The organism is Rothia sp. CCM 9417, from assembly GCF_048513575.1.
GTDB lineage: Bacteria > Actinomycetota > Actinomycetes > Actinomycetales > Micrococcaceae > Rothia.
Genome location: NZ_JBLXXT010000002.1, coordinates 352903 through 374356, shown reverse-complemented (window position 1 = coordinate 374356; position 21454 = coordinate 352903). Strand labels below are relative to the sequence as shown.

Genomic DNA, 21454 nt, shown 5'->3' with positions numbered 1-21454 from the left:
CCACCGTCTTATATGAGACACCAATGAGAGACAGGGTTAGCGAACTGGCGCACGCATAAAGCGCAGTTGGCTAACCCGTCCTCATATCTGGGTTCCTCAACCGGGGGAGCCTACCTATATCAACCTCACCGTATGGAGATGAGAAGTCCCATGGCAAAAACTCTTGCAGAGCTTATCGAAAGCGGCCTTGCTGGTCGCCGCGTCCTGGTCCGTTCAGACCTGAATGTTCCCCTCAAGGACGGTGTGGTCACCGATGACGGCCGCGTCCGCGCTTCCTTGCCCGTCCTGAAGAAGCTGACCGATGCTGGTGCCCGCGTTATTGTGACCGCTCACCTCGGTCGCCCCAAGGGTCAGGTTGACCCCCAGTACTCCATCAAGCCCGCCGCTGAGCGTCTTGCTGAGCTCGCAGACTTTCCCGTTGTAATTGCTACTGACCTGGTCGGTGAGGATGCCAAGGCCAAGGCTGAAGCTCTCAAGGACGGCGAACTGCTGGTTCTCGAAAACGTCCGCTATGATGCACGCGAAACCTCCAAGGACGACGCTGAGCGCGCCGAGTTTGCTGCTGAACTTGCAGCTCTGACCGGTGAAAATGGTGCCTACGTCAACGACGCATTCGGGGCAGTTCATCGCAAGCATGCCTCTGTCTACGACATTGCTAAGGTACTTCCGGCTTACCTGGGCGACCTGGTCAAAACCGAAGTTGACGTTCTGCAGAAGGTCATCAAGAACCCTGATCGCCCCTTTGTCGTTGTTATGGGCGGCGCTAAGGTGTCCGACAAGCTCGCTGTGATTGATAATCTGATCGGTAAGGCTGATGCTCTGCTCATCGGTGGTGGCATGGGCTATACCTTCGCCAAGGCACTGGGCTACGAAGTAGGCCAGTCACTTCTTGAAGAGGACCAGATTGAGAACTGCAAGCGCTATCTGAAAGAAGCACCCGAAAAGGGCACCGAGCTCATTATCGCCTCCGACATTGTATGGGCAGACGATTTCTCCAACGATGCGAATTCTGAAATCCGCCCCATCGAAGATCTGACAGGTGGCAAGCTGGGTGCCCAGGCAGAAGGCCTGGACATTGGCCCCGCCACCCGTGAACTCTTTGCGCAGAAGATCAAGGATGCCAAGCTAGTCTTCTGGAACGGCCCCGTAGGTGTCTTCGAAATTGAAGCTTTCGCAGCCGGTACTAAGGCCCTTGCAGAGGCCCTGGTTGAATCTGATGCTTTCTCCATCATCGGTGGCGGCGACTCCGCATCGGCTGTGCGTAACCTGGGCTTCTCTGACGACCAGTTTGGCCACATCTCCACCGGTGGTGGCGCTTCCCTCGAATACATCGAAGGTAAGACCCTGCCCGGCCTCGAAGCACTCGGCGCCTAAGCACTCGGCGCCTAAGCACTCGACGCCTAAGCACACTAATTTTTGACGAAAGGACGAGCCACATGACTCGTAAGCCTCTTATCGCTGGCAACTGGAAGATGAACATGGACCACACCGAAGGCGTGACCCTGCTCCAGAAACTGGCATGGACCCTGGATGACACCAACTTTAACTATGCTCAGGCTGAAGTTGCTGTTTTCCCTCCCTTCACTGATATCCGTTCAGTACAGACCCTAGTTGACGGTGACAAGCTAGAGATTGTCTACGGTGCACAGGACCTCTCCGACCAGGATTCCGGCGCCTACACCGGCGATATCTCCGGCGTATTCCTGAACAAGTTGGGTGCAAGCTACGTTCTGGTGGGCCACTCAGAGCGTCGTACTATTCACGGTGAAAGCGATGCTGTGTGTGCCGCTAAGATTCAGGCAGCATACCGCAACGACCTGGTTCCCGTATTGTGCGTAGGCGAAGGCCTGGACAAGCGCGAAGCCGGCGAGCACGTCGAATTTACGCTGGAACAGCTCCGTGGCTCTATCGAAGGCCTGACCGCAGAACAGGCTGAAACCCTGGTCGTTGCCTACGAGCCTGTCTGGGCAATTGGCACCGGCAAGGTTGCAACCGCAGCTGACGCTCAGGAAATGAGTGCCGCTATCCGCGCTGAGCTAACTAAGCTCTACTCAGCTGAGATTGCAGACAAGGTGCGCGTGCTCTACGGTGGCTCGGTCAAGGCTGCTAGCGCACCTGAAATCATGGCAGAAGCAGATGTGGACGGCGTACTGGTAGGCGGTGCCTCACTGGACGCTACCGAGTTCGCTAACATTGCTCGCTTCAACTCCTAAACCTAAGGGTTCCTGTAGCCCGGTAGCCGGTTCAGCTATGAATCGGTCTGCCGGGCTAGGGGCATAGAGCATGAAGCTCAGCGGTGTTAGCCGTGCTTTTACAGCCTAAAGAGCGTATAGTTTTTGGGGTGGCTTGAGAACGCCACCTTCTCTGTTCATGTGAAAGGTTCTGCGTGGAAACCCTAAAGATTGCCCTGATGGTGGTTATTGCTATAACCAGCGTCCTCACCGTGCTCCTGGTTTTGCTCAACCGCGGCAAGGGCGGTGGCCTTTCAGATATGTTCGGTGGCGGTATGACAACCTCCCTGAACTCCTCGGGTATGGCCTCTAAAAACCTTATCCGACTTACGGTAACCGTTATCCTCCTCTGGGTATTTGCCATTATCGGCTACGCCCTGGTACTCCGTTTTGAGACCGTGGCGGTTATCTAAAAAGACTTATATAAAATGCCCGATAGTTCACAGAACTATCGGGCTTTTTCATGCTCTCTGCCTATTACAGCTAAAGAACAGCGGCCAGGGGGTAAAGCAGCGGCCGCTGTTCATTAAGCTCAATTGGCGTTTGATGCCAGAGCATCTTCTGTTACCAGAATCAGTGTTTCAAGCAGACCTCGGGCACCTGCGGCGGGAGTCGCTGTGAGAATCTTGGCGGTGAGCTCGCTTTCTGCTAGCTGGCTAGCAGCCCTCAGCCGAGCCGTTGCATCTGCCTTATCGCTACCAGCAATAAGGAACCAGATACGCTCTGAGTAGTTAATGACCGGCAGGGTCAGGCTCACACGCGTGGGTGGCGGCTTAGGGGAGTTATGAACCGCGATAGCAACTCCCTCAGCGTCCAGGATCTCGGTTCGGTCGGGGAAGAGCGAAGCAATATGCCCATCAGGCCCCATACCCAGTAGGGTGAGGTTAAAGAGAGGGGAGCTCTCACCAGCGGGTGCAAACCGTGCCAACTCTTCGGTGTAGGCAAGGGCCGCTGCCTCAGGCGAATCAAAGGTGTCAGAAGCCCCCATGATATGCAGGTTCTCCGTGGGTAGGCCCAAAGAGGTGAGCAGGGCATGGCCTGCCTGCTGCTCGTTGCGGTCAGCATGACCGGTGGCAACAAAGCGCTCATCAGACCACCAGAAATGAACCTTAGACCAGTCCACGGTAGAACTTAGCGGGTGCTCAGCGATACCAGCGAGAACAGCGATACCCATAGTACCGCCTGTGAGCGAAATATGGGCCACGCCCTGAGCCGCCACAGCGGTCGCCGCAACATTGATGATGCGGGTTGCCCCAGCTAGCTGGAGCTGAGCCTTATCGGTGTGGGCAACAAGAATGGGTTTAGGCATCGTAGACCTCCGTGTAGTCAGCGCCTTCGGTTGCGGTATCTTCCGCATTAATATCAACCACGATGTTGCAACCATCGACAACCGATTGCAAGACCTCCCCGTAAACTTCATCGGGGTCCAGGCGACGCAGTTCTTCAGCCAAGCAATCTGCCAGGGACCTGACCGGCAGAGAGATCTGCTGGTCAGGTGTACCGGGGGAAGAGACTGTGGCAATGTTCCTGCCGGGGCGGTGGATGGTTACCCTTCCATCTTCACGTTCAAGCTGTACCCGGTAGAGGCCACGCTGAACATCGGTGGTGCGCAGATGAACGGTCGCACCCAGTCGGGTGCCCAACCATGCACCCAGCAGAACGACCGAGGGCGACAGGGATGAGCCTGAAACGGTCACCTTGCTGACGGGCGCGGGGCCGAGCTGATCAAGTACAGCAGCAATTTGGATGCGCCACAGCGTTAGACGAATCCAGGCCAGGTCGGTATCTCCGTCCTTGTAACTGTCGGCCAGTTTTTCAAGCACGCCAAGCGGGTCGTAAGCACGAGCCGAATCGGTGATACGACGCTGAGCAATCCGGCCGATAGAGTGCTCCGCTGGGTTCTCCGGAACCGAATGCGGCCACCAGGCAACAATGGGGGAGTCAGGCAGTAGAAGTCCGGAAATGAGAGATTCAGTAGCCACAGCCGCACTACCGTAACCGCGTAGAATGATCAGCTCTGAGGCACCGGCATCGCCACCAACGTAGATGCTTGCATTGAGCTGATCAGGGGCATCCTGACCGTAGTCAATATGAACAATAATGCGGGAGGGATGCTCATAGGAAGCCTTGAGTGCCGCCTCAACAGCGGTCTTCGAATGCCCCTTTTCAGCCAGAATCACCAGGGTCAGTACACGAGAGGATGTGGTAGCGCCTTCTTCGTTGCGCAGACGGGCAAGTTCCTTGGCGATTTCGCCAACGGTGGTGTCATTAAGTTTTCTCATTATGGGCGTCTCCAAGTGCGACCGTCACGTTCAAGCATGCTGTGGGCAGAAGCCGGTCCCCAAGAACCGGGGGCGTAAGGTTCAGGCTTAACCTGGTGCTCTTCCCAGTACTCTTCAAAGGGGTCAAGAATCTTCCACGACAGCTCAACTTCCTCGTGACGGGGGAAGAGCGGTGGCTCACCGAGTAGTACATCCAGAATCAGGCGCTCGTAAGCCTCTGGTGATTCTTCGGTAAAGGAGTGGGAATACCCAAAGTCCATGTTCACATCACGAATCTCCATCTGGGTGCCGGGTACCTTAGATGAGAAACGTAGGGTCATACCCTCATCAGGCTGGACGCGAATCACGATAGCGTTCTGACCTGCCAGGTGGGAGCTACCTCCAAAGAGCTGGTTGGGGGACTTTTTGAAGACCACCGCAATCTCGGTGACGCGGCGGCCCAGACGCTTGCCCGCACGCAGGTAGAAAGGAACACCGGCCCAGCGGCGGGTATTAATGAAGAGTTTGAGGGCCGCAAAAGTTTCGGTACGCGAATCCGCGGGGATATCATTCTCATCAAAGAAGCCGTTGACCTCTTCACCACCCTGGTTGCCGGCCGCATACTGGCCAATAGCAAAAGCCTGCTCGATATCCCGGGGCACCTGAACGGCCTCAAGAACCTTAGCTTTCTCTGCCCGCAGGTGCTCAGCGTTAAAGCTGACGGGTTCTTCCATAGCGGTCAGCGCCAGAAGCTGGAGCAGATGGTTCTGGATTACATCGCGGGCCGCACCCACACCATCGTAGTAGCCAGCGCGGGTTCCAATGCCGATATCCTCGGCCATTGTGATCTGCACATGATCCACATTGTTGGCGTTCCACAGGGGCTCAAACATTTGGTTAGCAAAGCGCATGGCCAGAATGTTCTGAACGGTTTCCTTGCCTAGGTAGTGGTCAATGCGGAAGACAGAGTCTGCTGGGAATACGCGCTCGACAATGGCGTTGAGCTCACGAGCGCTCTGTAGATTGTGGCCAAAGGGCTTCTCGATAACGACCCTTCGCCAGCCCTCATGCTGATTGTGGTTGGCTAAATCATGGTCAGCCAATTTTTGGAGAACCTGGTCAAAATCCTTGGGCGGAATAGATAGGTAGAAGGCATGGTTACCACCAGTACCACGGGTTTTATCAAGCTCGGCAAGGGTTGCCTTGAGCTTCTCAAAAGACTCGTCGGAGTCAAAAGTACCGGTCACAAAACGAATACCGGCAGCAAACTGGTTCCAGACATCCTCACGGAAGGGCGTACGAGAATGAGCCTGGACGTGGTTCCGAACCTCATCACGGAAATCCTCGTGGCTCCATTCGCGACGCCCAAAACCCACCAAACCGAAGCTTGGCGGTAACAAGCCACGGTTGACCAAGTCATACACTGCTGGAAGCAGTTTCTTGCGTGCTAGGTCACCGGTGACGCCGAAGAAAACCAGAGAACTGGGGCCAGCGACGCGGGTCAGACGGCGATCGCGTGGATCGCGCAGAGGGTTTGATTCGTGAGTGTTGGCCACTGCCATGAATCCTTCACAGGTTGCTATGGGCGGTAGCTGTAGCTGGCTTAAAGGCCAGGGGGATACGCGCTACCCTGTCTATGCATTAGTTTACCGGGCTTACCTGGCCGGGAACCGAGAAGGGTACCGGCCAGGTCAAAACCCGATCTACTGGGGTCCTTACGCCTCAGAGCTGAGTGCTGCCTGAACGGTATCGAGTAGTTCCTTCCAAGAAATCTCGAACTTATCTAGACCTTCGGTTTCCAGCTTCTCAACTATCTCCTTGTAGGAGATACCTACTGCTTCAAGTTGGTTGAGTACCTGGCTTGATTCTTCGTAGGTGCCTGCAATCGCATTACCGGTGACCTCTGCATGGTCAAAGGTCGCCATGAGGGTTGCCTCAGGCATGGTGTTCACGGTGCCGGGGGCGGCAATCTCGGTGACATAGAGGGTGTCGGGGTAGGCGGGGTTTTTGACACCTGTTGAGGCCCAGAGCGGGCGCTGGCGGTTAGCCCCAGCGGCTTCAAGGCGTGCCCAGCGCTCTGACTCGAATGCCTGCTCGTAGACCTCAAAAGCCAGACGGGCGTTAGCAAGACCGGCCTTGCCACGCAGGGCCAGGGCCTCCTCGGTAGCAATGGCATCGAGACGGGCATCAATTTCGGTGTCGACACGGGAGACAAAGAAGCTAGCTACGGAGTGAATCTTTGACAGATCCTTACCGTTCTCCAGTGCTTTCTCTAGGCCCAGCATGTAAGCGTTGATGACTGCGCGGTAGCGCTCCAGCGAGAAGATCAGAGTGACGTTGACCGAGATACCCTCGGCCAGGGTCTGCGCAATGGGGGCAAGACCCTCTTCGGTGGCGGGAATCTTAATCATGACGTTTTCACGGCCAACAGCGGTGTAGAGCTGCTTTGCCTGAGCAAAAGTTGCATCAGATTGGCGAGCCAGCAGGGGGCTGACCTCAATGGAGACACGACCGTCAAAGCCCTGGCTTGCCTCGTAAATGGGAGCAAAAACGTCGCAGGCATCGCGTACATCATCAATCATGGCGGCGAAGCCCGCGGCTTCTGCCTCTGTGCCCTGCTCTGCGAGTTTTTTCATCTGCTCAGCGTAGGCCGCGCCGTTGCTCAGTGCTGCGGCAAAAATACTGGGGTTGGTGGTCACGCCAACAACGTTTTTGGTATCAATCAGGGTCTGCAGGTTACCGCTGGACAGGCGTTCACGGGAAAGGTCATCGAGCCAGATGGAGACGCCGGCGTCGGAAAGCTTCTGGGTAGGTGTAGTCATTGGTATATTTCCTCTGTAGTTGCTTGCCCTAGCCGGGCTGATGTGCTCCGGCTAGGGCTCATATAGGTCGAGAGCAGAGAGCAGGTCAGCCGCCGCTCTATGTACGGGTACCGCGCACGGAACCCTGTGGTTATTGGGCGGCCTGGATGGACTCGCGTGCTGCTGCAGCTACTTTCTCGGCGGTGAAACCGAAATCAGCGAAGAGCTCTTCGGCTGAGGCAGATGCACCGTAGTGTTCCAGAGAGACAGCGCGACCAGCATGGCCCAAGAGGTCCTGCCAAGACATAGCCAAGCCGGCTTCGACAGTAACTCGTGCCTTGACAGCGGCAGGGATAACCGACTCGCGGTACTCCGCACTCTCAGCGGCAAACCATTCGCGGCAAGGCATGGAGACAACACGAGCCGCAATGCCTTCTTCTGCAAGCTGGGTGCGCGCGGCCAGAGCAAGCTCAACCTCGGAGCCGGTAGCAATCAGAATGACATCCGGGGTTCCCTCGGTATCAGCCAGCACATAGCCACCGCGTGCGGTGCCCTGGGCTGAAGCGAACTTCTCACCCTCAGCCTTGGGGTGCAGGTCTTCACGAGCAAGGTTGGTCAGGTTCTGGCGTGAGAGCACCAGGCCTGCCGGGTGATCTTTGATCTCGAGAATCTTACGCCAGGCAACGGCGGTTTCGTTACCGTCTGCGGGGCGGACGACATCCAGGTTGGGGATAGCGCGCATTGCTGTCAGATGCTCTACAGGCTGGTGGGTGGGGCCATCTTCACCCAGCCCGATGGAGTCGTGGGTCCATACGAAGATGTTGGGTACACCCATGAGTGCTGCCAAGCGAACTGCAGGGCGCTGGTAGTCGGTGAAGACAAAGAAAGTGCCGGAGAAGGGACGGGTTGGTGAGGACAGAGCGATACCGTTGGTAATAGCCGCTGCTGCGTGCTCACGAATACCGAAGTGCAGGACGCGACCGTAGGGGTGGCCAGTCCAAGCCTTGGTGGAGCGGGCCTGAGGATTGAAGCTCTTCTCGGTGTCAATGGTGGTGTTGTTAGAACCGGCCAGGTCAGCGGAGCCACCCCATAGCTCTGGCAGGTGGGGGGCCAGGGCGTTGATGACCTTACCGCTGGCGGCACGGGTAGCCACAGCGGTACCAGCCTCAAAGACAGGTAGAGCCTGGTCTAGGTCCTTGGGAAGTTCACCGGCAATAAGACGCTCGTAGAGGGCGGCTTCTTGGGGATGAGCCTGCTTCCAGGTCTCAAAGTTCTTGTCCCATTCGGCGCGCTCAGCGGCACTGCGAGCAAGCAGCCCGCGAGTGTGCTCAAGAACCTCAGGCTCAACAGCAAAGTGCTGTTCAGGGTCAAAACCTAGAATCTTCTTGGTGGCGGCTACCTCGTCGGCGCCCAGTTTGGAGCCGTGAATGCCGCCGGTGTTCTGCTTATGAGGTGCCGGGTAGCCAATGATGGTGCGCAGTTCAATAAAGGAGGGCTTATCGGTAACCTTCGTGGCCGCCACGATAGCATCGTAGAGCGCCTCAACGTCTTCCTGGTACTCTCCGCCTGCGGTCCAATCGATTGTGGTGACATCCCAGCCGTAGGCCTCGTAACGGGCTGCTACGTCTTCGGTGAAGGCAACATCCGTGTCATCTTCAATTGAGATGTGGTTGCGGTCGTAGATGACAACCAGGTTGCCGAGCTGCTGGTGACCGGCAAGCGCGCTGGCTTCGGCGGTAACGCCTTCCTGAACATCGCCTTCAGAAGCAATGGTGAAGATGGTGTGGTCAAAAGGCGAGGTGCCGGGAGCTGCTTCGGGATCAAATAGACCGCGCATGCGGCGCTGCGCATAGGCAAAACCTACTGCCGAGGCCAGGCCCTGGCCCAGTGGGCCGGTCGTAATTTCTACACCCTTGGTGTGCCCGAACTCGGGGTGGCCGGGGGTGAGGGCTCCAGCGGTACGCAAAGCCTTGATGTCGTCGAGTTCCAGACCAAACCCGCCTAAGAAGAGCTGGTTGTAGAGAGTCAGCGAGGTGTGTCCAGGAGAGAGGATAAAACGGTCTCGGCCTGCCCAGCGATCATCGGTAGGGTCGTGGCGCATTACTTTCTGAAAGAGCAGGTATGCAACGGGGGCCAGGCTCATTGCGGTACCGGGGTGGCCTGAACCGACCTTCTCAACTGCATCCGCTGCAAGTACGCGGGCGGTGTCAACAGCTCGCTGATCTTTTTCAGTCCATTCAAGTTTCTGGTTCAGATTAGGCATAGGCCATCCTCTCTCGCTCTGGTTGCCCAGATATAGTGACAATTATTTGTCAATCTGCCCTGCCAGCACTGGTCTTCCGTGCGGGGTAAATGGGCAAAAAGTATCTTCTCTAAGGATAGTTCACACCTGCACCTACTGGCCGGGTTCGCCTGAGGGCGGACGGAGGTGCTAAAGGGCACCCGGGCAACATTAGGCACAGCCTGCCCTGTCGTTATACGATGTAATTTGAACAAAAGCTCTTTTGGCCTGCTTGCAAACGATTTTTACACCCCTCATAAGTGACCCAAAACACTAAAAACTGGGTAACTTGGTGTAACAGCTGGCCATAAAAAGATTGAGTGGGCATGCGCCACGAAATCACCGGGAATTTCACATAGTGAATACCACTACCGGTAGGTAGTTATAAGAGCACGACACTCGACCTGTAAGGGAAGTCAGTATACGTGAAGGGCCATGGCATCAACACCGTGATTGACCGCGATAAGGTGCGTTCTACAGCACCTGAGTCGGTTGTACCCGGCCAGATTTCCCTGATGCGCAAGGTGAAGGCGTACATTCATCTGACTAAGCCTCAGATTATCGAACTCCTTTTGGTGACAACAGCACCCACCATGATCTTTGCTGCGGGGGGCTTCCCCAATCTCTGGCTCGTTCTCAACACCATGATCGGTGGATCCCTGGCTGCCGGTGCCTCGTGTGCCTTTAACTGCTACATCGACCGCGATGCCGACCGACTGATGAAGCGTACCGAGAAGCGCCCCTTGGTCACCGGTGAGCTCACTGACCGCCAAGCCCTGGTATTCGCTTGGGTGCTATCGGTTATTTCGATTATTTACCTCTACTTCTTGGTGAACCCGCTAGCCGCAGCTCTGGGCCTAGTCGCAATTTTCCTCTATGTCGTCTTCTACTCGCTCTGGCTCAAGAAACGCACCAAACAAAATATCGTTTGGGGCGGCCTTGCCGGGTGCATGCCGGTATTCATCGCCTGGGCCGCTGTCGAAAACACCATTTCCTGGGCCGCTCTTGTGCTCTTCATGGTGATTTTCCTCTGGACACCCCCGCACTACTGGCCTCTCTCCATGAAATATGCCGAGGACTACCGTGCCGCCGGTATTCCCATGCTAGGAGCCACAGACTCTGCTAAGAGTGTCTCTGTCCAAGTCGTTCTCTATGGATGGGCTATGGTGATTTGTTCCCTGCTGCTGATTCCCTTGGGGGGAGCAGGCTGGGTGTATACGATTGCCGCCTTGCTGATTGGTGCCTGGTTTCTCTACCACTGCCACAAGCTTCACGCTCTGGCCCTCAAAGAACAGGCTACGAGCCGAACTGCCATGGTGGTCTTCCACGGTTCCATTACCTACTTGACTGTACTTTTCATTGCTCTGGCTATTGATCCTTTTGTGGGTTCAGCTGTTCTGTCAATATAAGCGCAAGACAGAATAAAATTGGGGCCCGGCCTGCTCGCTGCAGGCTGGGCCCCCATTTTTTGCATTCAGTCGTGGCCTAGCTGATACGCTCCAGTGCACGCTTGCGGGAGGCTGCACTGGATAGAACCAGCTGACGCTCAATAAGCGACGCAGCGGCTAGAGAGAAGATACCTGACCCAATCAGGTGGAACTCAACCAGCCAGGCAGGTAGGCCGTTGAAGTACTGGGTGTAGCCCACAACTGCCTGGTAGCCCAAAACAAGCAGAACCCAGAAAAGGGACTTGGTGAAGATCGGGGCTAGAGCGTATTTACGGACCAATACGAAGAAAGCCAAGACCGTGGCGCAGTAGGTCCAGACTAGGGTTCCGTGGAGTCGGGTTACCAGCACAGGGTCAAAAGCATGACGGTGGGTTTCAGCATCACCAGCGTGAGGTCCGGTACCTGTGGTCACGGTACCCATAAAGATGAGTGCGGCAACCAGAGCGAAGCCTAGCCAGCCGAGGACCCGCATAAGGCCTGAGCCTTCACGAGGTGCCTCTGCCGCCAACCCCTCAGCCTGAGCAGTACCACCAAAGTACCGGTAAATACGATTGAGATAGATAGCCGTAAGTGCAATCATGATTGCCGACAGGATGTAATGGGCCGTGACCATCCAGGGGTTGAGTTTCTGCCAGACAGAAATACCACCGACAACCGCTTGGACGGGGATGCCCCAGAGCAGAAGCAAAGTGAGATTGAAGAGGTCCGCATAGCGGGACTCGTGGGCCCGGGCACCAAAGATGAGCTTTTTGACGAAGAAACCGGTGCTGACCCGCTGAGGGAAAACGATGCCCAGGATAGCGATAAAAGCGACAATTGTGATAATAACCAGCACAAAAGTCAGGAGGCGGTTACCGAACTCCACCAAGCCGTGGATGCCCATTTCGGGGGTGGTTGTCCAGGATCCATCGGAGGTGCACTTAGGCCAGGTGTCACAGCCCAGCCCTGAGCCCGTGAGACGAACAACGCCACCGGAGATGATCAAGAAGATATTGGCGATAGCTAAAGCCCAGGCTGTTTTTTTAATCCAGGAGGTATAGCTGCTGGGTATGACCTTGCTAGCTACTGGTAGCCGCTGAGCTCTCTCAGGTGAGGGGGTAGATGAGTTCCTGCTAGTCATGAACTTTTCTTTCACTGGTGGAGGGTGGTCTTAGGCAGACCATTTGAAGAAACGGACGGCCAGAGCGCCAAAGAGCACGGTGCTCAGAATCAAAATAATGTGAGGTACCAGGAGGAACTGGTGGCCCACAAAATCCCCGCGAAGAGCATTACCGAGTGCCGCTGAGGGCAGGAGGTCGATCAGCTGCGAGAGCCATGCCGGGTAACGGTCGGTGGGAATAAGGATACCGCCTGCACCTGCCAGGATGACCCAGGCCATATTGACAATTGCTAGGGTGGCTTCAGCCCTGACAGTGCCAGCTATAAGGAGTCCTAGGGAGGTGAAGCAGGCCGCGCCCAGTAGGAGTGTTGGGGCTGAGAGCAGTAGACCGGGGATAGTTGCCGTCCATCCAAGAAGCTGCCCGAGCGCACCTACCAGCAGATACTGAATGAGGAGGACCGAAAGTACGGCCAGTACCTTGCCGGCTACTAGCCCGCCGCGCCCCAGCGGAGTGGTGGAAATAAATCGGAGAACACCGTAGCGGCGGTCGAAGCCTGTGGCGATGCCCTGACCTGAGAGCGCCGTGGAGAGAACACACAGGGCAAGCACACCGGGGATAGCAACGTCGATACGGGCTACCCCGTACCGCTGTGCCCAGGGGTCTAGGAAGCCAGTGAAGTTGAGGGCCAAAATCGCCATGACTGGGAAAGCGACATTGAGCATGAGCTGTTCACCGTTTTTGAGCATAGCCAGGGTTTCAAAACGGCCCTGAGCAAGAATGCGCGCAGGGGAGGAAGCGGCTGTGGCCTGTTGGGTTTTGGGTGCTGTAGTGCTCATCGGATTTCTCTGCCTGCTAGTTCAAGGAATACGTCTTCGAGGGAGCGGTTAGCCAGTTCAAATTCACCGGGCATGATCTTGTGTTGAGCCCAGTAAGCCGTCAGCTCCGCCAGATGCTGGGGGGTGATGTCCCCGACTAGCCGGTAGAAGCCAGACGATTCTTCAAGTAGGGTGATCTGCTGAGCCTGAGCGGGGGTAAAGATAAGGCTGCTGGTCAGGCCGGGCAGAGCAGTGAAGGTCAGGGTCTTTTCTGCCTGGCTACCAGCCATAAGCACCCGGTCCATAGTCCCAGAGAGAACTACTGAACCGCGTTCAATCATGTACACATAGTCGGCAATTCGCTGGGCATCATCGAGCAGATGGGTGGTCAAGATAACCGCGACACCGGCCTGGCGCTGTTCACGAATAATGTCGAAGACAACGGCCCGTGATTGCGGATCGAGGCCAGCGGTTGGCTCATCGAGAAAAAGAACCTCTGGACGTCCAATAAGTGCTGCTGCCAGGGCAACCCTTTGTTTCTGGCCGCCGGATAATCTGCGAATAGTGGTTCCGTTGAAAGCGTCAATTCCCAATCGCCTGGCTATCTCATCGACGTTCAACGGGTCGGAGTACATGCGGGCGACATGCTTAAGAAGGGGGATAGGCCTAACAGCCGGAGGTAGGCCGCCGTCCTGAAGCATGATGCCAACCCTAGCACGCAAGTCGGGGGAAGCTCCCCAGGGGTTCTGGCCCAGCAAGGAGATAGTTCCAGCATCAGGATTGAGCAGGCCCTGGGCGCATGCAAGGGTAGTCGTTTTGCCAGCACCATTGGCACCTAATAGGACGGTTACCTGCCCCCTATGAATTTCTAGGGAAAGGCCATTGACCGCGCGCTTAAGACCAGTGTCAGTGAGGGCATCTGGGTGCTGGCGTGCGTACGCCTTTGAAGGGGAGAAGTCCTTAACCAGCCCGTCAATCATGAGAGCAGGTGAGCTTTGGTGAGCTGGGTTTTCTTGAGGGCAGGCGGTGCCGGGGCTATGGGAGTGTGTAATCACCCGTCCATTCTAGTGGCTTCCAGAAGATGTTGAGGTCTAGCTGGGCGTTTGAAACAACTTTCTCAGCTAACTTTGACCGCCCGCGGTCGATGACTCCTACTTTAGCGGGCAAATAAGAGGTTAATATGAGAAACTCATAATAAATGTGACCAACTGTACCCCGTTAAATAGGGTGACCTTACTAGCTTAATGTCGGCCAATTACGACATACTTTATTGGTGTATTCCGCAGAGAAAGGCAGCACTGTGTCCGTAAAGACAACGCGCCCTGCAGAAACAGAGGAACGCACCCGCGATCGCGTTCTGCAAGGAGTTCTCACTCACGGCCCTGTTTCTGCGGCCAAACTGGGTGAGCTACTCAGCCTTACCCCGGCAGCTGTACGCCGTCACCTTGACGTCCTTGAAAAAGATAACCTCATTGAGGTTGCCAGCCACCGGCAACACGGTGCAGGCGCTGGTCGTCCCGCCCGGCGCTATGTCATAGCACCCCGCGGCCACAGCGAACTGGGCAACGACTACTTGGACATTGCCCGCGATGCCCTCACCATGCTCAAAGATGCCGTAGGGGAGAGCGCGCTCCGTCAATTCGCCAGCGCGCGGGCCCACGAGATGGCAGAACGCTACCGCCCGGTTGTTGAAGCAGCGGGAGACGATGTATCAGCCCGAGCTGAAGCCCTGGCTGAAGCCATGACTCGAGACGGCTTTGTGGCCACTGCCCAAGAGATGAGCCCGGCACGCCCAGGCTCTCGCACCAAGCTCCCCGACCACCTGCTTGCATCCATTCAGCTCTGCCAGGGGCACTGCCCGGTCAGGGACCTCGCCGAAGACTTCAGCGTTTTCTGCGACCAGGAAACAGAGATTATTTCCGACCTCCTAGGAGTTGACGTGCGCAGGCTTTCAACCATGGCCAATGGCGCCCACGTCTGCACCACCCACATTCCGTTGGGGCGGGCAGCGGCCACTCAGCTCACCGAGCAAGACGCAAGAGCTACCACCGCTGATAGAAACCAATAGACTTTCCCACCGGGCCTTACCCGCCACAAGAGGTCAAGCCCGGAGAGAAGAAGATTTCGCTGGCCACCCAGCGAAAACCAACCCACCAAGAAAGGCCGTAATGACTGAACAGGTTGAGCGCAAGGCCAACAACACCGTCATTTCAGAGATTCTGGAGGCAAACCCCGAACTCGAAGGTATCGGTACCTACGAGTACGGCTGGGCCGACTCAGATGAAGCGGGCCAGGCTGCAAAGCGTGGTCTGGACGAAGATGTCGTGCGCGACATTTCAGGCAAGAAGAGCGAACCCCAGTGGATGCTTGACCTCCGCCTAAAGGCTCTCAAGTTCTTCGACCGCAAACCCATGCCCAGCTGGGGCGCTGATCTGTCGGATATCGACTTCGACAACATCAAGTACTTCGTTCGCTCCACCGAACGACAGGCAGAAACCTGGGAAGAACTGCCCGAAGACATCCGTAACACCTACGAAAAGTTGGGTATCCCCGAGGCAGAACGTAACCGCCTCGTCGCTGGTGTTGCCGCTCAGTACGAGTCTGAGGTTGTCTACCACCAGATCCGTGAAGACCTTGAAGCCCAGGGCGTTATCTTCTTGGATACCGATACCGCCCTCAAAGAGCACCCCGAATTCTTCGAGGAATACTTCGGCTCCGTTATCCCCGCCGGCGATAACAAGTTCGCAGCGCTGAACACAGCTGTATGGTCCGGTGGCTCCTTCGTCTATGTTCCCCCGGGAGTCCACGTAGAAATCCCTCTGCAGGCCTACTTCCGTATTAACACCGAGAACATGGGCCAGTTCGAGCGTACCCTCATCATTGCCGATGAAGGCTCCTACGTTCACTACATTGAGGGTTGCACCGCCCCCATCTACAAGACCGACTCACTGCACTCCGCTGTGGTTGAAATTGTTGTCAAGAAGAACGCTCGCGTTCGTTACACCACCATTCAGAACTGGTCCAACAACGTCTACAACCTTGTGACCAAGCGCGCTATCGCTCACGAGGGCGCAACCATGGAATGGATTGACGGCAATATCGGCTCAAAGGTCACCCAGAAGTACCCCGCCGTATACATGGTCGGTGAACAGGCTAAAGGCGAGACCCTATCCATCGCATTCGCCGGTGAAGGCCAGCACCAGGACACCGGTTCCAAGATGGTGCACATCGCCCCCAACACCTCATCAACTATCGTCTCCAAGTCGGTAGCTCGTAACGGCGGCCGTGCGGCCTACCGAGGCCTGGTTCAGGTCCGTGAAGGTGCCTCACGAGCTAAGAGCTCCGTGGTCTGTGACGCCCTGCTGGTGGACACCATCTCCCGCTCAGATACCTACCCTTACGTAGATATCCGCGAAGACGACGTCACCATGGGCCACGAAGCGACCGTCTCCCGTGTTTCTGAAGAGCAGCTCTTCTACCTCCAGCAGCGTGGCCTGCCCGAGGACGAAGCCATGGCTATGATTGTTCGCGGCTTCGTAGAGCCCATCGCCCGCGAGCTCCCCATGGAATACGCCCTAGAACTCAACCGCCTGATCGAACTCCAGATGGAAGGATCCGTAGGCTAAATTATGGCTAACGAAGCAAACCAGGGGCACAACAACCCCCTCATTCCCGGTATGGACCAGGAAGGTGAAAAGCTGGCATCAGAGCTGGCCACCGATGACACCATCCGCGTCTCTCAGCACAACACCGACAAGGTAGAAATCGACGCTTCGCGCGCCGAGCGCAAGACCTCCTTTAAGGTAGAGGACTTCCCCGCCCTAACAGGCCGTGAAGAAGACTGGCGTTTTACCCCCCTTAAGCGGCTGGGTGGCTTGCACACCGAGCAGCTGACCGGTGAGGCACCCGCTACGCAGGTCACCGCTCCCGCCGAAGTCCAGGTAGAAACCGTCGAGCGCACCGATGCCCGTATCGGGTCCGCCGGCATCCCCGAGGACCGTGTAGCGGCAAACGCTTGGAGCGCTTTCGCCCAGGCAACCGCTATTACCGTCCCCGCAGAAGCCGAGCTGACCGAGCGCATCGAGGTCAATATCGAGGGAACCCACAAGGACCCGTCCGCTCAGCACCTTTTTATCGAAACTAAGCCTTTCTCCAAGGCCCTTGTGGTTCTGCGCCACACCGGTAGCGCTGTGCTCTCACAGAACGTGGAGTTCAAGGTGGGCGACTCGTCCTCCCTGACCGTCATCACCCTCCAGCAGTGGGAGAAGGACGCAATCCACGCCTCAGCCCAGTACGCTTCACTGGGGCGCGACGCCAAGTTTAAGCACATCAACATCAGCCTGGGCGGCGACCTGGTCCGAGTTACCCCCTCCACCAAGTTCACCGCCCCCGGCGCTGAAACTGAGATGTACGGCCTCTACTTTGTCGATGCCAACCAGCATATGGAAAACCGCCTGTTCGTTGCGCACACCGTGCCCAACTGCAAGTCCCGCGTCACCTACAAGGGTGCACTGCAGGGCAAGGGCGCGCGCTCTGTATGGGTGGGTGACGTTCTGATCGGTAAGGACGCCGAAGGCACCGACACCTACGAGCTCAACCGAAACCTGATTCTGGAAGACGGCCCCCGCGCCGACTCTGTGCCCAACCTGGAAATCGAAACCGGCCTCATTGAGGGCGCCGGCCATGCTTCCACCACCGGCCAGCTCGATGAAGATCACCTCTGGTACCTGCAGGCTCGAGGTATCCCCGAAGACCAAGCCCGCCGCCTGGTTGTTCGTGGCTTCCTCAACGAGATTATCCAGCAGATCCGCATTGACGAACTCGAAGAACAGCTCTTCGCGGCACTCGAAGCCGAACTCGCGCTATCCAATAACTAAAGCTTTACCTCTCTAGGAGAAACAACTCATGGCAACCCTTGAAATCAAGGACCTACACGTTTCAGTCATCCTCGATGACGACAACACCAAGCCCATCCTGAAGGGCGTCAACCTGACCATCAACTCTGGCGAAATCCACGCCATTATGGGGCCCAACGGCTCAGGCAAGTCAACCCTGGCTTCCACTATCGCCGGTCACCCCAAATACCAGATCGATTCCGGTCAGATCCTGCTTGATGGCGAAGACGTCACTGAAATGTCGGTCGATGAGCGTGCACGCGCTGGCCTCTTCCTGGCTATGCAGTACCCCGTTGAAATCCCCGGTGTCACTATGAGCAACTTCCTACGCTCAGCTAAGACCGCTGTTGACGGTGAAGCACCTGCCCTGCGCACCTGGACCAAAGATGTTAAGGCAGCTATGGAGAACCTCTCCATTGATCCGGACTTCATTAGCCGTAACGTCAACGAAGGCTTCTCAGGTGGCGAAAAGAAGCGCCACGAGATTCTGCAGCTGGAACTACTCAAGCCCAAGTTCGGCATCCTGGACGAAACCGACTCCGGCCTGGATGTTGATGCACTCAAGGTCGTCTCTGAGGGTGTTAACCGCGCTCACGCCGAGAACGATATGGGCGTCATGCTCATTACCCACTACACCCGAATCTTGCGCTACATCAAGCCGCAGTTCGTGCACGTTTTCGTAGATGGCAAGATGGTAGACCAGGGCGGCTCCGAACTGGCAGACCGCCTGGAAGAAGAAGGCTACGAGCGCTACCTAGCCGCTAAGTAAGCCCACCAAACCGCTTACGAAAGGTGACTGCAATGTCTGAGGCTCCCGCTGGTGCCCCCAGCCAAGAAGAGATTGAGGAAGCCCTCATGAACGTGATTGACCCCGAGCTAGGGATCAATATCGTAGATTTGGGCTTGCTGTACGGTATGCGCTGGAATGATGAAGGCGCCCTGGTGCTGGATATGACCCTAACCACCGCAGCTTGCCCCCTACAGGACGTCATCGAGGAACAGGTTGCTCAGAACCTGGAAACCATGATTGATGAGTGGCATGTTAACTGGGTCTGGATGCCCCCGTGGGGCCCAGAGCGCATTACCGAAGACGGCCGTGACCAGATGAGAGCCCTGGGCTTCAACATCTAAATTGTTGCCAGCAGCTGTGCTTCTTTTCTGAGCCAAAAGTCCCTTACCCCGCTGAGCGCGCGGGGTAAGGGACTTTTCCTCTAAGTAGCTCCATGTATCTGGGGTTAGTGGGCTATTCAGCTAAAAATTCCGGTGGGTTGTGGGTGAAGAAACGAGTCTTAACGGCTAGGAGCAAGAGCCCTAAGCCCAACCAGATAAGACCCAGCCTGATAGCGGCGCCGTCTAGCTGTAGCAACAGGTAGACGATAACCAGGGCGCCGATGGTGGGTGCCACCAGGTCTCGGACTAACCTGCCTTGGTGGCCTGCATTTTTCTTTGACTGCGCCCACAAAAGGATGAGGGAGATATTGACCATGGTGAAGGAGACAAAGGCACCGAAATTAATGAAAGAGGTAGAGGTAGTAAGGTCAAGGAAAACGGCTAGAGCGCCGACAAGGCCGATGGTGATGATGCTGTAGACGGGGGTCTGTGTGCGGCGGCTCAAAAAACCAAAGATTTTGGAGGGTAGCATTTTATCTCGCCCCATAGCGAAGAGCAGGCGACTACCTGCTGCCTGGGCTGCGATACCTGAAGTAAACTGAGCAATAATGAGCGCCGCAACGAAGATAGAGGCAAAGAGGTTGCCTCCTACGGTCTTGGCAATTTCAAACCCAGCAGAATCTACATTTTCGAAGATACCGCCGGGGTGCACCAGCTGGCCAAAGTATGAAACGACGATAAAGATTGCACCGCCAATTAGAGCAACAAAGAAGATAGCTCTGGGTACGGTTTTTTCAGCCTCATGTGTTTCTTCGGCTAGGGTCGTTACCGCGTCGAAGCCTAAGAAAGAATATGCTGCAATGGCGGCGCCTGCGGTGATGAGCGCAAAGTTTGAATTAGATCCACCCGTAAAAGGCGCCAGGCTTAAGAGGTTCTGCGATGCCCCTGCCAGGGTCAAGCAGGTGAGCACTACGAATATGACCAGCACCAGGATCTGGAAGGCCATGAGAATTAGATTGACCTTATCGGCTACTTTAATCCCAATGATATTCAGAGCTGTGGTAATGATGACGAATAGGATGATCCACAGGGCGGTTGGGATATCTGGGAATTGGGCGTTGAGGTAGGCCCCGCCAATTAGCCAGATCACCATGGGCAGGAAAAGATAATCGAGGAGAGTGAGCCAACCGACCAAAAACCCTATGCGGTTGCCTAAGATCTTACGGACGTAGGTGTAGGCAGAGCCCGCTTCTGGGTAGATACCGGCTAACCTACTGTAACTGTTGGCAGTAAAGAGCATTGCTAGCAGAGCAATAAGGTATGCCCCTGAGCTAGCCCCTTGGGTAGTGGAGGCGATAACTCCAAAGATTCCGAGGACGATGAGCGGGGTAAGGTAGGCCAAACCAAAAATTACTAGGGAGGGTAATTTGAGGGTTTGAGGTAGCCGTGCTTGGCTATTTTCTGTCATGAGTGCGCTCCTTGTACGGAAGGTGTCCAGGTTGCAGGGTTAATTTGTCCGCTGTACATGGGTAGTGGGATAGGTGGGTCTTGGGCGGTGAACTGATGCCAGATACGGTTGGTTCCGCAGGTGCCTTCTTGCCTTACCCTGTCTAAAACCTCCTGCGAGTATTGGACAAGGAGTGTTTCCTCGCCACCTGCTGCCTGGGCTAGAATCTTTCCTTCTGGATCTACGGCGATACTACCGCCTCGCCCTAGCGGCTCAGCGCAATTGACGCTGAAGAAGTAGATCTGGTTACTGATAGCGTTGGCTTGTGCAAGGATGAGTTCTTGTTGACGGTCATCACTGGTTGTTTTGACTATGTTGATAATAGCCTGGGCCCCTAGCCAGCTTAGATGTCTGCTGTGCTCAGGGAACCAGGTGTCGTAGCAATTTGAGAGCCCTAGAGTCAGGCTGGATTGATCTTGTCCAGCTGCTGCCGAGTCTGACACTTGGCTGGGGTGCATAATTGTGCTGGTAATAAACTCCCTGCCGTAGTCATGGGGTTCGTGGGGTCTCCAGGGGAACATCTTACGGTAGGCCGCCTGTAGGTGACCGCTGGGTGCTATGAGGAGCTCAGTGTTGTAGAGCTTTCCTTGGTGGCTTTCGTTGATACTGCCGGGAATCAACCAGATCTTGAACTCATGAGCCAGTTGCCCCAGCGCCCTGACCAGATCCCCGTCAAGGGGAGTGGCCCAGTTCAGCATGTGTTGTCGGTGTTCATCTGGTGGGTAGGCAAAGACATCTTGGAGGTGCATTTCGGGGTAGACCAACAAGTCAAGCTGGGGGTGCTTGTTGAGGGTTTCCTGAATGTCCTCTCGTAGGGCTTCAAGATTGTTGAGGCCTGGCAGGGGTTTGCGTTGGGCAAGTCCCAGATTCCACTCTGTTTTTGACATGTTGCACCTTATTTCTGATCTGGCTCTAGCAATAGCTAGACGGCTAGAAGTGTGTTTTCAAGCACTGTATTTGACCATACTGTACACTGCCAAAGGTGAACCAATCATCCATGCTCTA

The 21454-nt window shown here is 56.0% G+C and carries 19 protein-coding genes; 9 read left to right on the top strand and 10 right to left on the bottom strand.

From position 1 onward, the window contains the following. Positions 1 to 150 precede the first annotated feature (150 nt). From ACN082_RS05180 to secG, 3 genes are all read left to right on the top strand, one after another. Positions 151 to 1374, top strand: coding sequence for a phosphoglycerate kinase (locus tag ACN082_RS05180; RefSeq protein ID WP_419099773.1), 1224 nt, complete (start codon positions 151 to 153; stop codon positions 1372 to 1374). A gap of 62 nt (positions 1375 to 1436) precedes the next feature. After that, the gene (gene tpiA, locus ACN082_RS05175; RefSeq protein WP_419099772.1) at positions 1437 to 2213 is read left to right on the top strand and encodes a triose-phosphate isomerase; all 777 of its coding nucleotides are present in this window, start codon (positions 1437 to 1439) and stop codon (positions 2211 to 2213) included. Positions 2214 to 2386: 173 nt separating this feature from the next. Then, complete coding sequence (gene secG, locus ACN082_RS05170) at positions 2387 to 2644, top strand: preprotein translocase subunit SecG (RefSeq protein WP_419099771.1); 258 nt, start codon at positions 2387 to 2389, stop codon at positions 2642 to 2644. Between the two features lie 119 nt (positions 2645 to 2763). Here the strand turns inward: secG and pgl are convergent, their stop codons facing one another. The 5 genes from pgl to tkt form a co-directional block, all read right to left on the bottom strand. Then, a complete protein-coding gene (pgl, locus tag ACN082_RS05165; protein ID WP_419099770.1) occupies positions 2764 to 3540 on the bottom strand; it encodes a 6-phosphogluconolactonase in 777 nt (258 codons plus the stop codon). Continuing rightward, positions 3533 to 4516, bottom strand: coding sequence for a glucose-6-phosphate dehydrogenase assembly protein OpcA (locus ACN082_RS05160; protein WP_419099811.1), 984 nt, complete (start codon positions 4514 to 4516; stop codon positions 3533 to 3535). The genes pgl and ACN082_RS05160 overlap by 8 nt, the downstream gene beginning before the upstream one ends. Beyond that, positions 4513 to 6054, bottom strand: coding sequence for a glucose-6-phosphate dehydrogenase (gene zwf, locus ACN082_RS05155; RefSeq protein ID WP_419099769.1), 1542 nt, complete (start codon positions 6052 to 6054; stop codon positions 4513 to 4515). Before zwf ends, ACN082_RS05160 begins: the two co-directional genes overlap by 4 nt. Positions 6055 to 6207: 153 nt before the next feature. Beyond that, complete coding sequence (tal, locus tag ACN082_RS05150) at positions 6208 to 7314, bottom strand: transaldolase (RefSeq protein WP_419099768.1); 1107 nt, start codon at positions 7312 to 7314, stop codon at positions 6208 to 6210. 130 nt (positions 7315 to 7444) lie between these two features. After that, positions 7445 to 9556 (bottom strand): transketolase, encoded by a 2112-nt coding sequence (gene tkt, locus ACN082_RS05145; RefSeq protein ID WP_419099767.1) that lies wholly within the window; start codon positions 9554 to 9556, stop codon positions 7445 to 7447. A gap of 485 nt (positions 9557 to 10041) precedes the next feature. Here tkt and ACN082_RS05140 point away from each other — a divergent pair, with 485 nt between their 5' ends. After that, positions 10042 to 10983 (top strand): heme o synthase, encoded by a 942-nt coding sequence (locus tag ACN082_RS05140; protein ID WP_419099810.1) that lies wholly within the window; start codon positions 10042 to 10044, stop codon positions 10981 to 10983. A gap of 76 nt (positions 10984 to 11059) precedes the next feature. Here the strand turns inward: ACN082_RS05140 and ACN082_RS05135 are convergent, their stop codons facing one another. From ACN082_RS05135 to ACN082_RS05125, 3 genes are read right to left on the bottom strand one after another with little or no spacing between them, the layout of a single operon-like run. After that, entirely contained in the window at positions 11060 to 12142 is a 1083-nt protein-coding gene (locus ACN082_RS05135; protein WP_419099766.1) for a COX15/CtaA family protein, read from the bottom strand. Positions 12143 to 12172: 30 nt separating this feature from the next. Next, positions 12173 to 12958 (bottom strand): ABC transporter permease, encoded by a 786-nt coding sequence (locus tag ACN082_RS05130; protein WP_419099765.1) that lies wholly within the window; start codon positions 12956 to 12958, stop codon positions 12173 to 12175. Beyond that, entirely contained in the window at positions 12955 to 13917 is a 963-nt protein-coding gene (locus ACN082_RS05125; RefSeq protein WP_419099809.1) for an ABC transporter ATP-binding protein, read from the bottom strand. Before ACN082_RS05125 ends, ACN082_RS05130 begins: the two co-directional genes overlap by 4 nt. 320 nt (positions 13918 to 14237) lie before the next feature. Between ACN082_RS05125 and ACN082_RS05120 the strand changes: the two genes are divergently transcribed. From ACN082_RS05120 to ACN082_RS05100, 5 genes are all read left to right on the top strand, one after another. Further along, positions 14238 to 15005 carry a helix-turn-helix transcriptional regulator gene (locus ACN082_RS05120; protein ID WP_419099764.1) on the top strand — a complete coding sequence of 256 codons (768 nt, stop codon included), beginning with the start codon at positions 14238 to 14240 and terminating at the stop codon, positions 15003 to 15005. Positions 15006 to 15105: 100 nt separating this feature from the next. Next, positions 15106 to 16563: a Fe-S cluster assembly protein SufB gene (gene sufB / locus ACN082_RS05115; protein ID WP_419099763.1), complete on the top strand. Its 1458-nt coding sequence runs from the start codon at positions 15106 to 15108 to the stop codon at positions 16561 to 16563. A 3-nt stretch (positions 16564 to 16566) separates the two neighbouring features. After that, complete coding sequence (sufD, locus tag ACN082_RS05110) at positions 16567 to 17814, top strand: Fe-S cluster assembly protein SufD (RefSeq protein WP_419099762.1); 1248 nt, start codon at positions 16567 to 16569, stop codon at positions 17812 to 17814. Between the two features lie 28 nt (positions 17815 to 17842). Then, positions 17843 to 18601, top strand: coding sequence for a Fe-S cluster assembly ATPase SufC (gene sufC / locus ACN082_RS05105; RefSeq protein ID WP_419099761.1), 759 nt, complete (start codon positions 17843 to 17845; stop codon positions 18599 to 18601). A gap of 32 nt (positions 18602 to 18633) precedes the next feature. After that, positions 18634 to 18963 (top strand): metal-sulfur cluster assembly factor, encoded by a 330-nt coding sequence (locus tag ACN082_RS05100; protein ID WP_419099760.1) that lies wholly within the window; start codon positions 18634 to 18636, stop codon positions 18961 to 18963. A 112-nt stretch (positions 18964 to 19075) separates the two neighbouring features. Here the strand turns inward: ACN082_RS05100 and ACN082_RS05095 are convergent, their stop codons facing one another. Both ACN082_RS05095 and ACN082_RS05090 read right to left on the bottom strand, forming a co-directional pair. Continuing rightward, complete coding sequence (locus tag ACN082_RS05095) at positions 19076 to 20410, bottom strand: APC family permease (protein ID WP_419099759.1); 1335 nt, start codon at positions 20408 to 20410, stop codon at positions 19076 to 19078. Further along, positions 20407 to 21336: a carbon-nitrogen hydrolase family protein gene (locus ACN082_RS05090; RefSeq protein WP_419099758.1), complete on the bottom strand. Its 930-nt coding sequence runs from the start codon at positions 21334 to 21336 to the stop codon at positions 20407 to 20409. The genes ACN082_RS05095 and ACN082_RS05090 overlap by 4 nt, the downstream gene beginning before the upstream one ends. Between the last annotated feature and the right edge of the window lie 118 nt (positions 21337 to 21454).

Excerpts from the sequence above, each read along its gene's own strand:
- ACN082_RS05180 (WP_419099773.1), top strand. The coding sequence starts at position 151 with ATGGCAAAAACTCTTGCAGAGCTTATCGAAAGCGGCCTTGCTGGTCGC.
- tpiA (WP_419099772.1), top strand. The coding sequence starts at position 1,437 with ATGACTCGTAAGCCTCTTATCGCTGGCAACTGGAAGATGAACATGGAC.
- pgl (WP_419099770.1), bottom strand. The coding sequence starts at position 3,540 with ATGCCTAAACCCATTCTTGTTGCCCACACCGATAAGGCTCAGCTCCAG.
- zwf (WP_419099769.1), bottom strand. The coding sequence starts at position 6,054 with ATGGCAGTGGCCAACACTCACGAATCAAACCCTCTGCGCGATCCACGC.
- tal (WP_419099768.1), bottom strand. The coding sequence starts at position 7,314 with ATGACTACACCTACCCAGAAGCTTTCCGACGCCGGCGTCTCCATCTGG.
- tkt (WP_419099767.1), bottom strand. The coding sequence starts at position 9,556 with ATGCCTAATCTGAACCAGAAACTTGAATGGACTGAAAAAGATCAGCGA.
- ACN082_RS05135 (WP_419099766.1), bottom strand. The coding sequence starts at position 12,142 with ATGACTAGCAGGAACTCATCTACCCCCTCACCTGAGAGAGCTCAGCGG.
- ACN082_RS05130 (WP_419099765.1), bottom strand. The coding sequence starts at position 12,958 with ATGAGCACTACAGCACCCAAAACCCAACAGGCCACAGCCGCTTCCTCC.
- ACN082_RS05125 (WP_419099809.1), bottom strand. The coding sequence starts at position 13,917 with ATGATTGACGGGCTGGTTAAGGACTTCTCCCCTTCAAAGGCGTACGCA.
- sufB (WP_419099763.1), top strand. The coding sequence starts at position 15,106 with ATGACTGAACAGGTTGAGCGCAAGGCCAACAACACCGTCATTTCAGAG.
- sufD (WP_419099762.1), top strand. The coding sequence starts at position 16,567 with ATGGCTAACGAAGCAAACCAGGGGCACAACAACCCCCTCATTCCCGGT.
- sufC (WP_419099761.1), top strand. The coding sequence starts at position 17,843 with ATGGCAACCCTTGAAATCAAGGACCTACACGTTTCAGTCATCCTCGAT.
- ACN082_RS05100 (WP_419099760.1), top strand. The coding sequence starts at position 18,634 with ATGTCTGAGGCTCCCGCTGGTGCCCCCAGCCAAGAAGAGATTGAGGAA.
- ACN082_RS05095 (WP_419099759.1), bottom strand. The coding sequence starts at position 20,410 with ATGACAGAAAATAGCCAAGCACGGCTACCTCAAACCCTCAAATTACCC.
- ACN082_RS05090 (WP_419099758.1), bottom strand. The coding sequence starts at position 21,336 with ATGTCAAAAACAGAGTGGAATCTGGGACTTGCCCAACGCAAACCCCTG.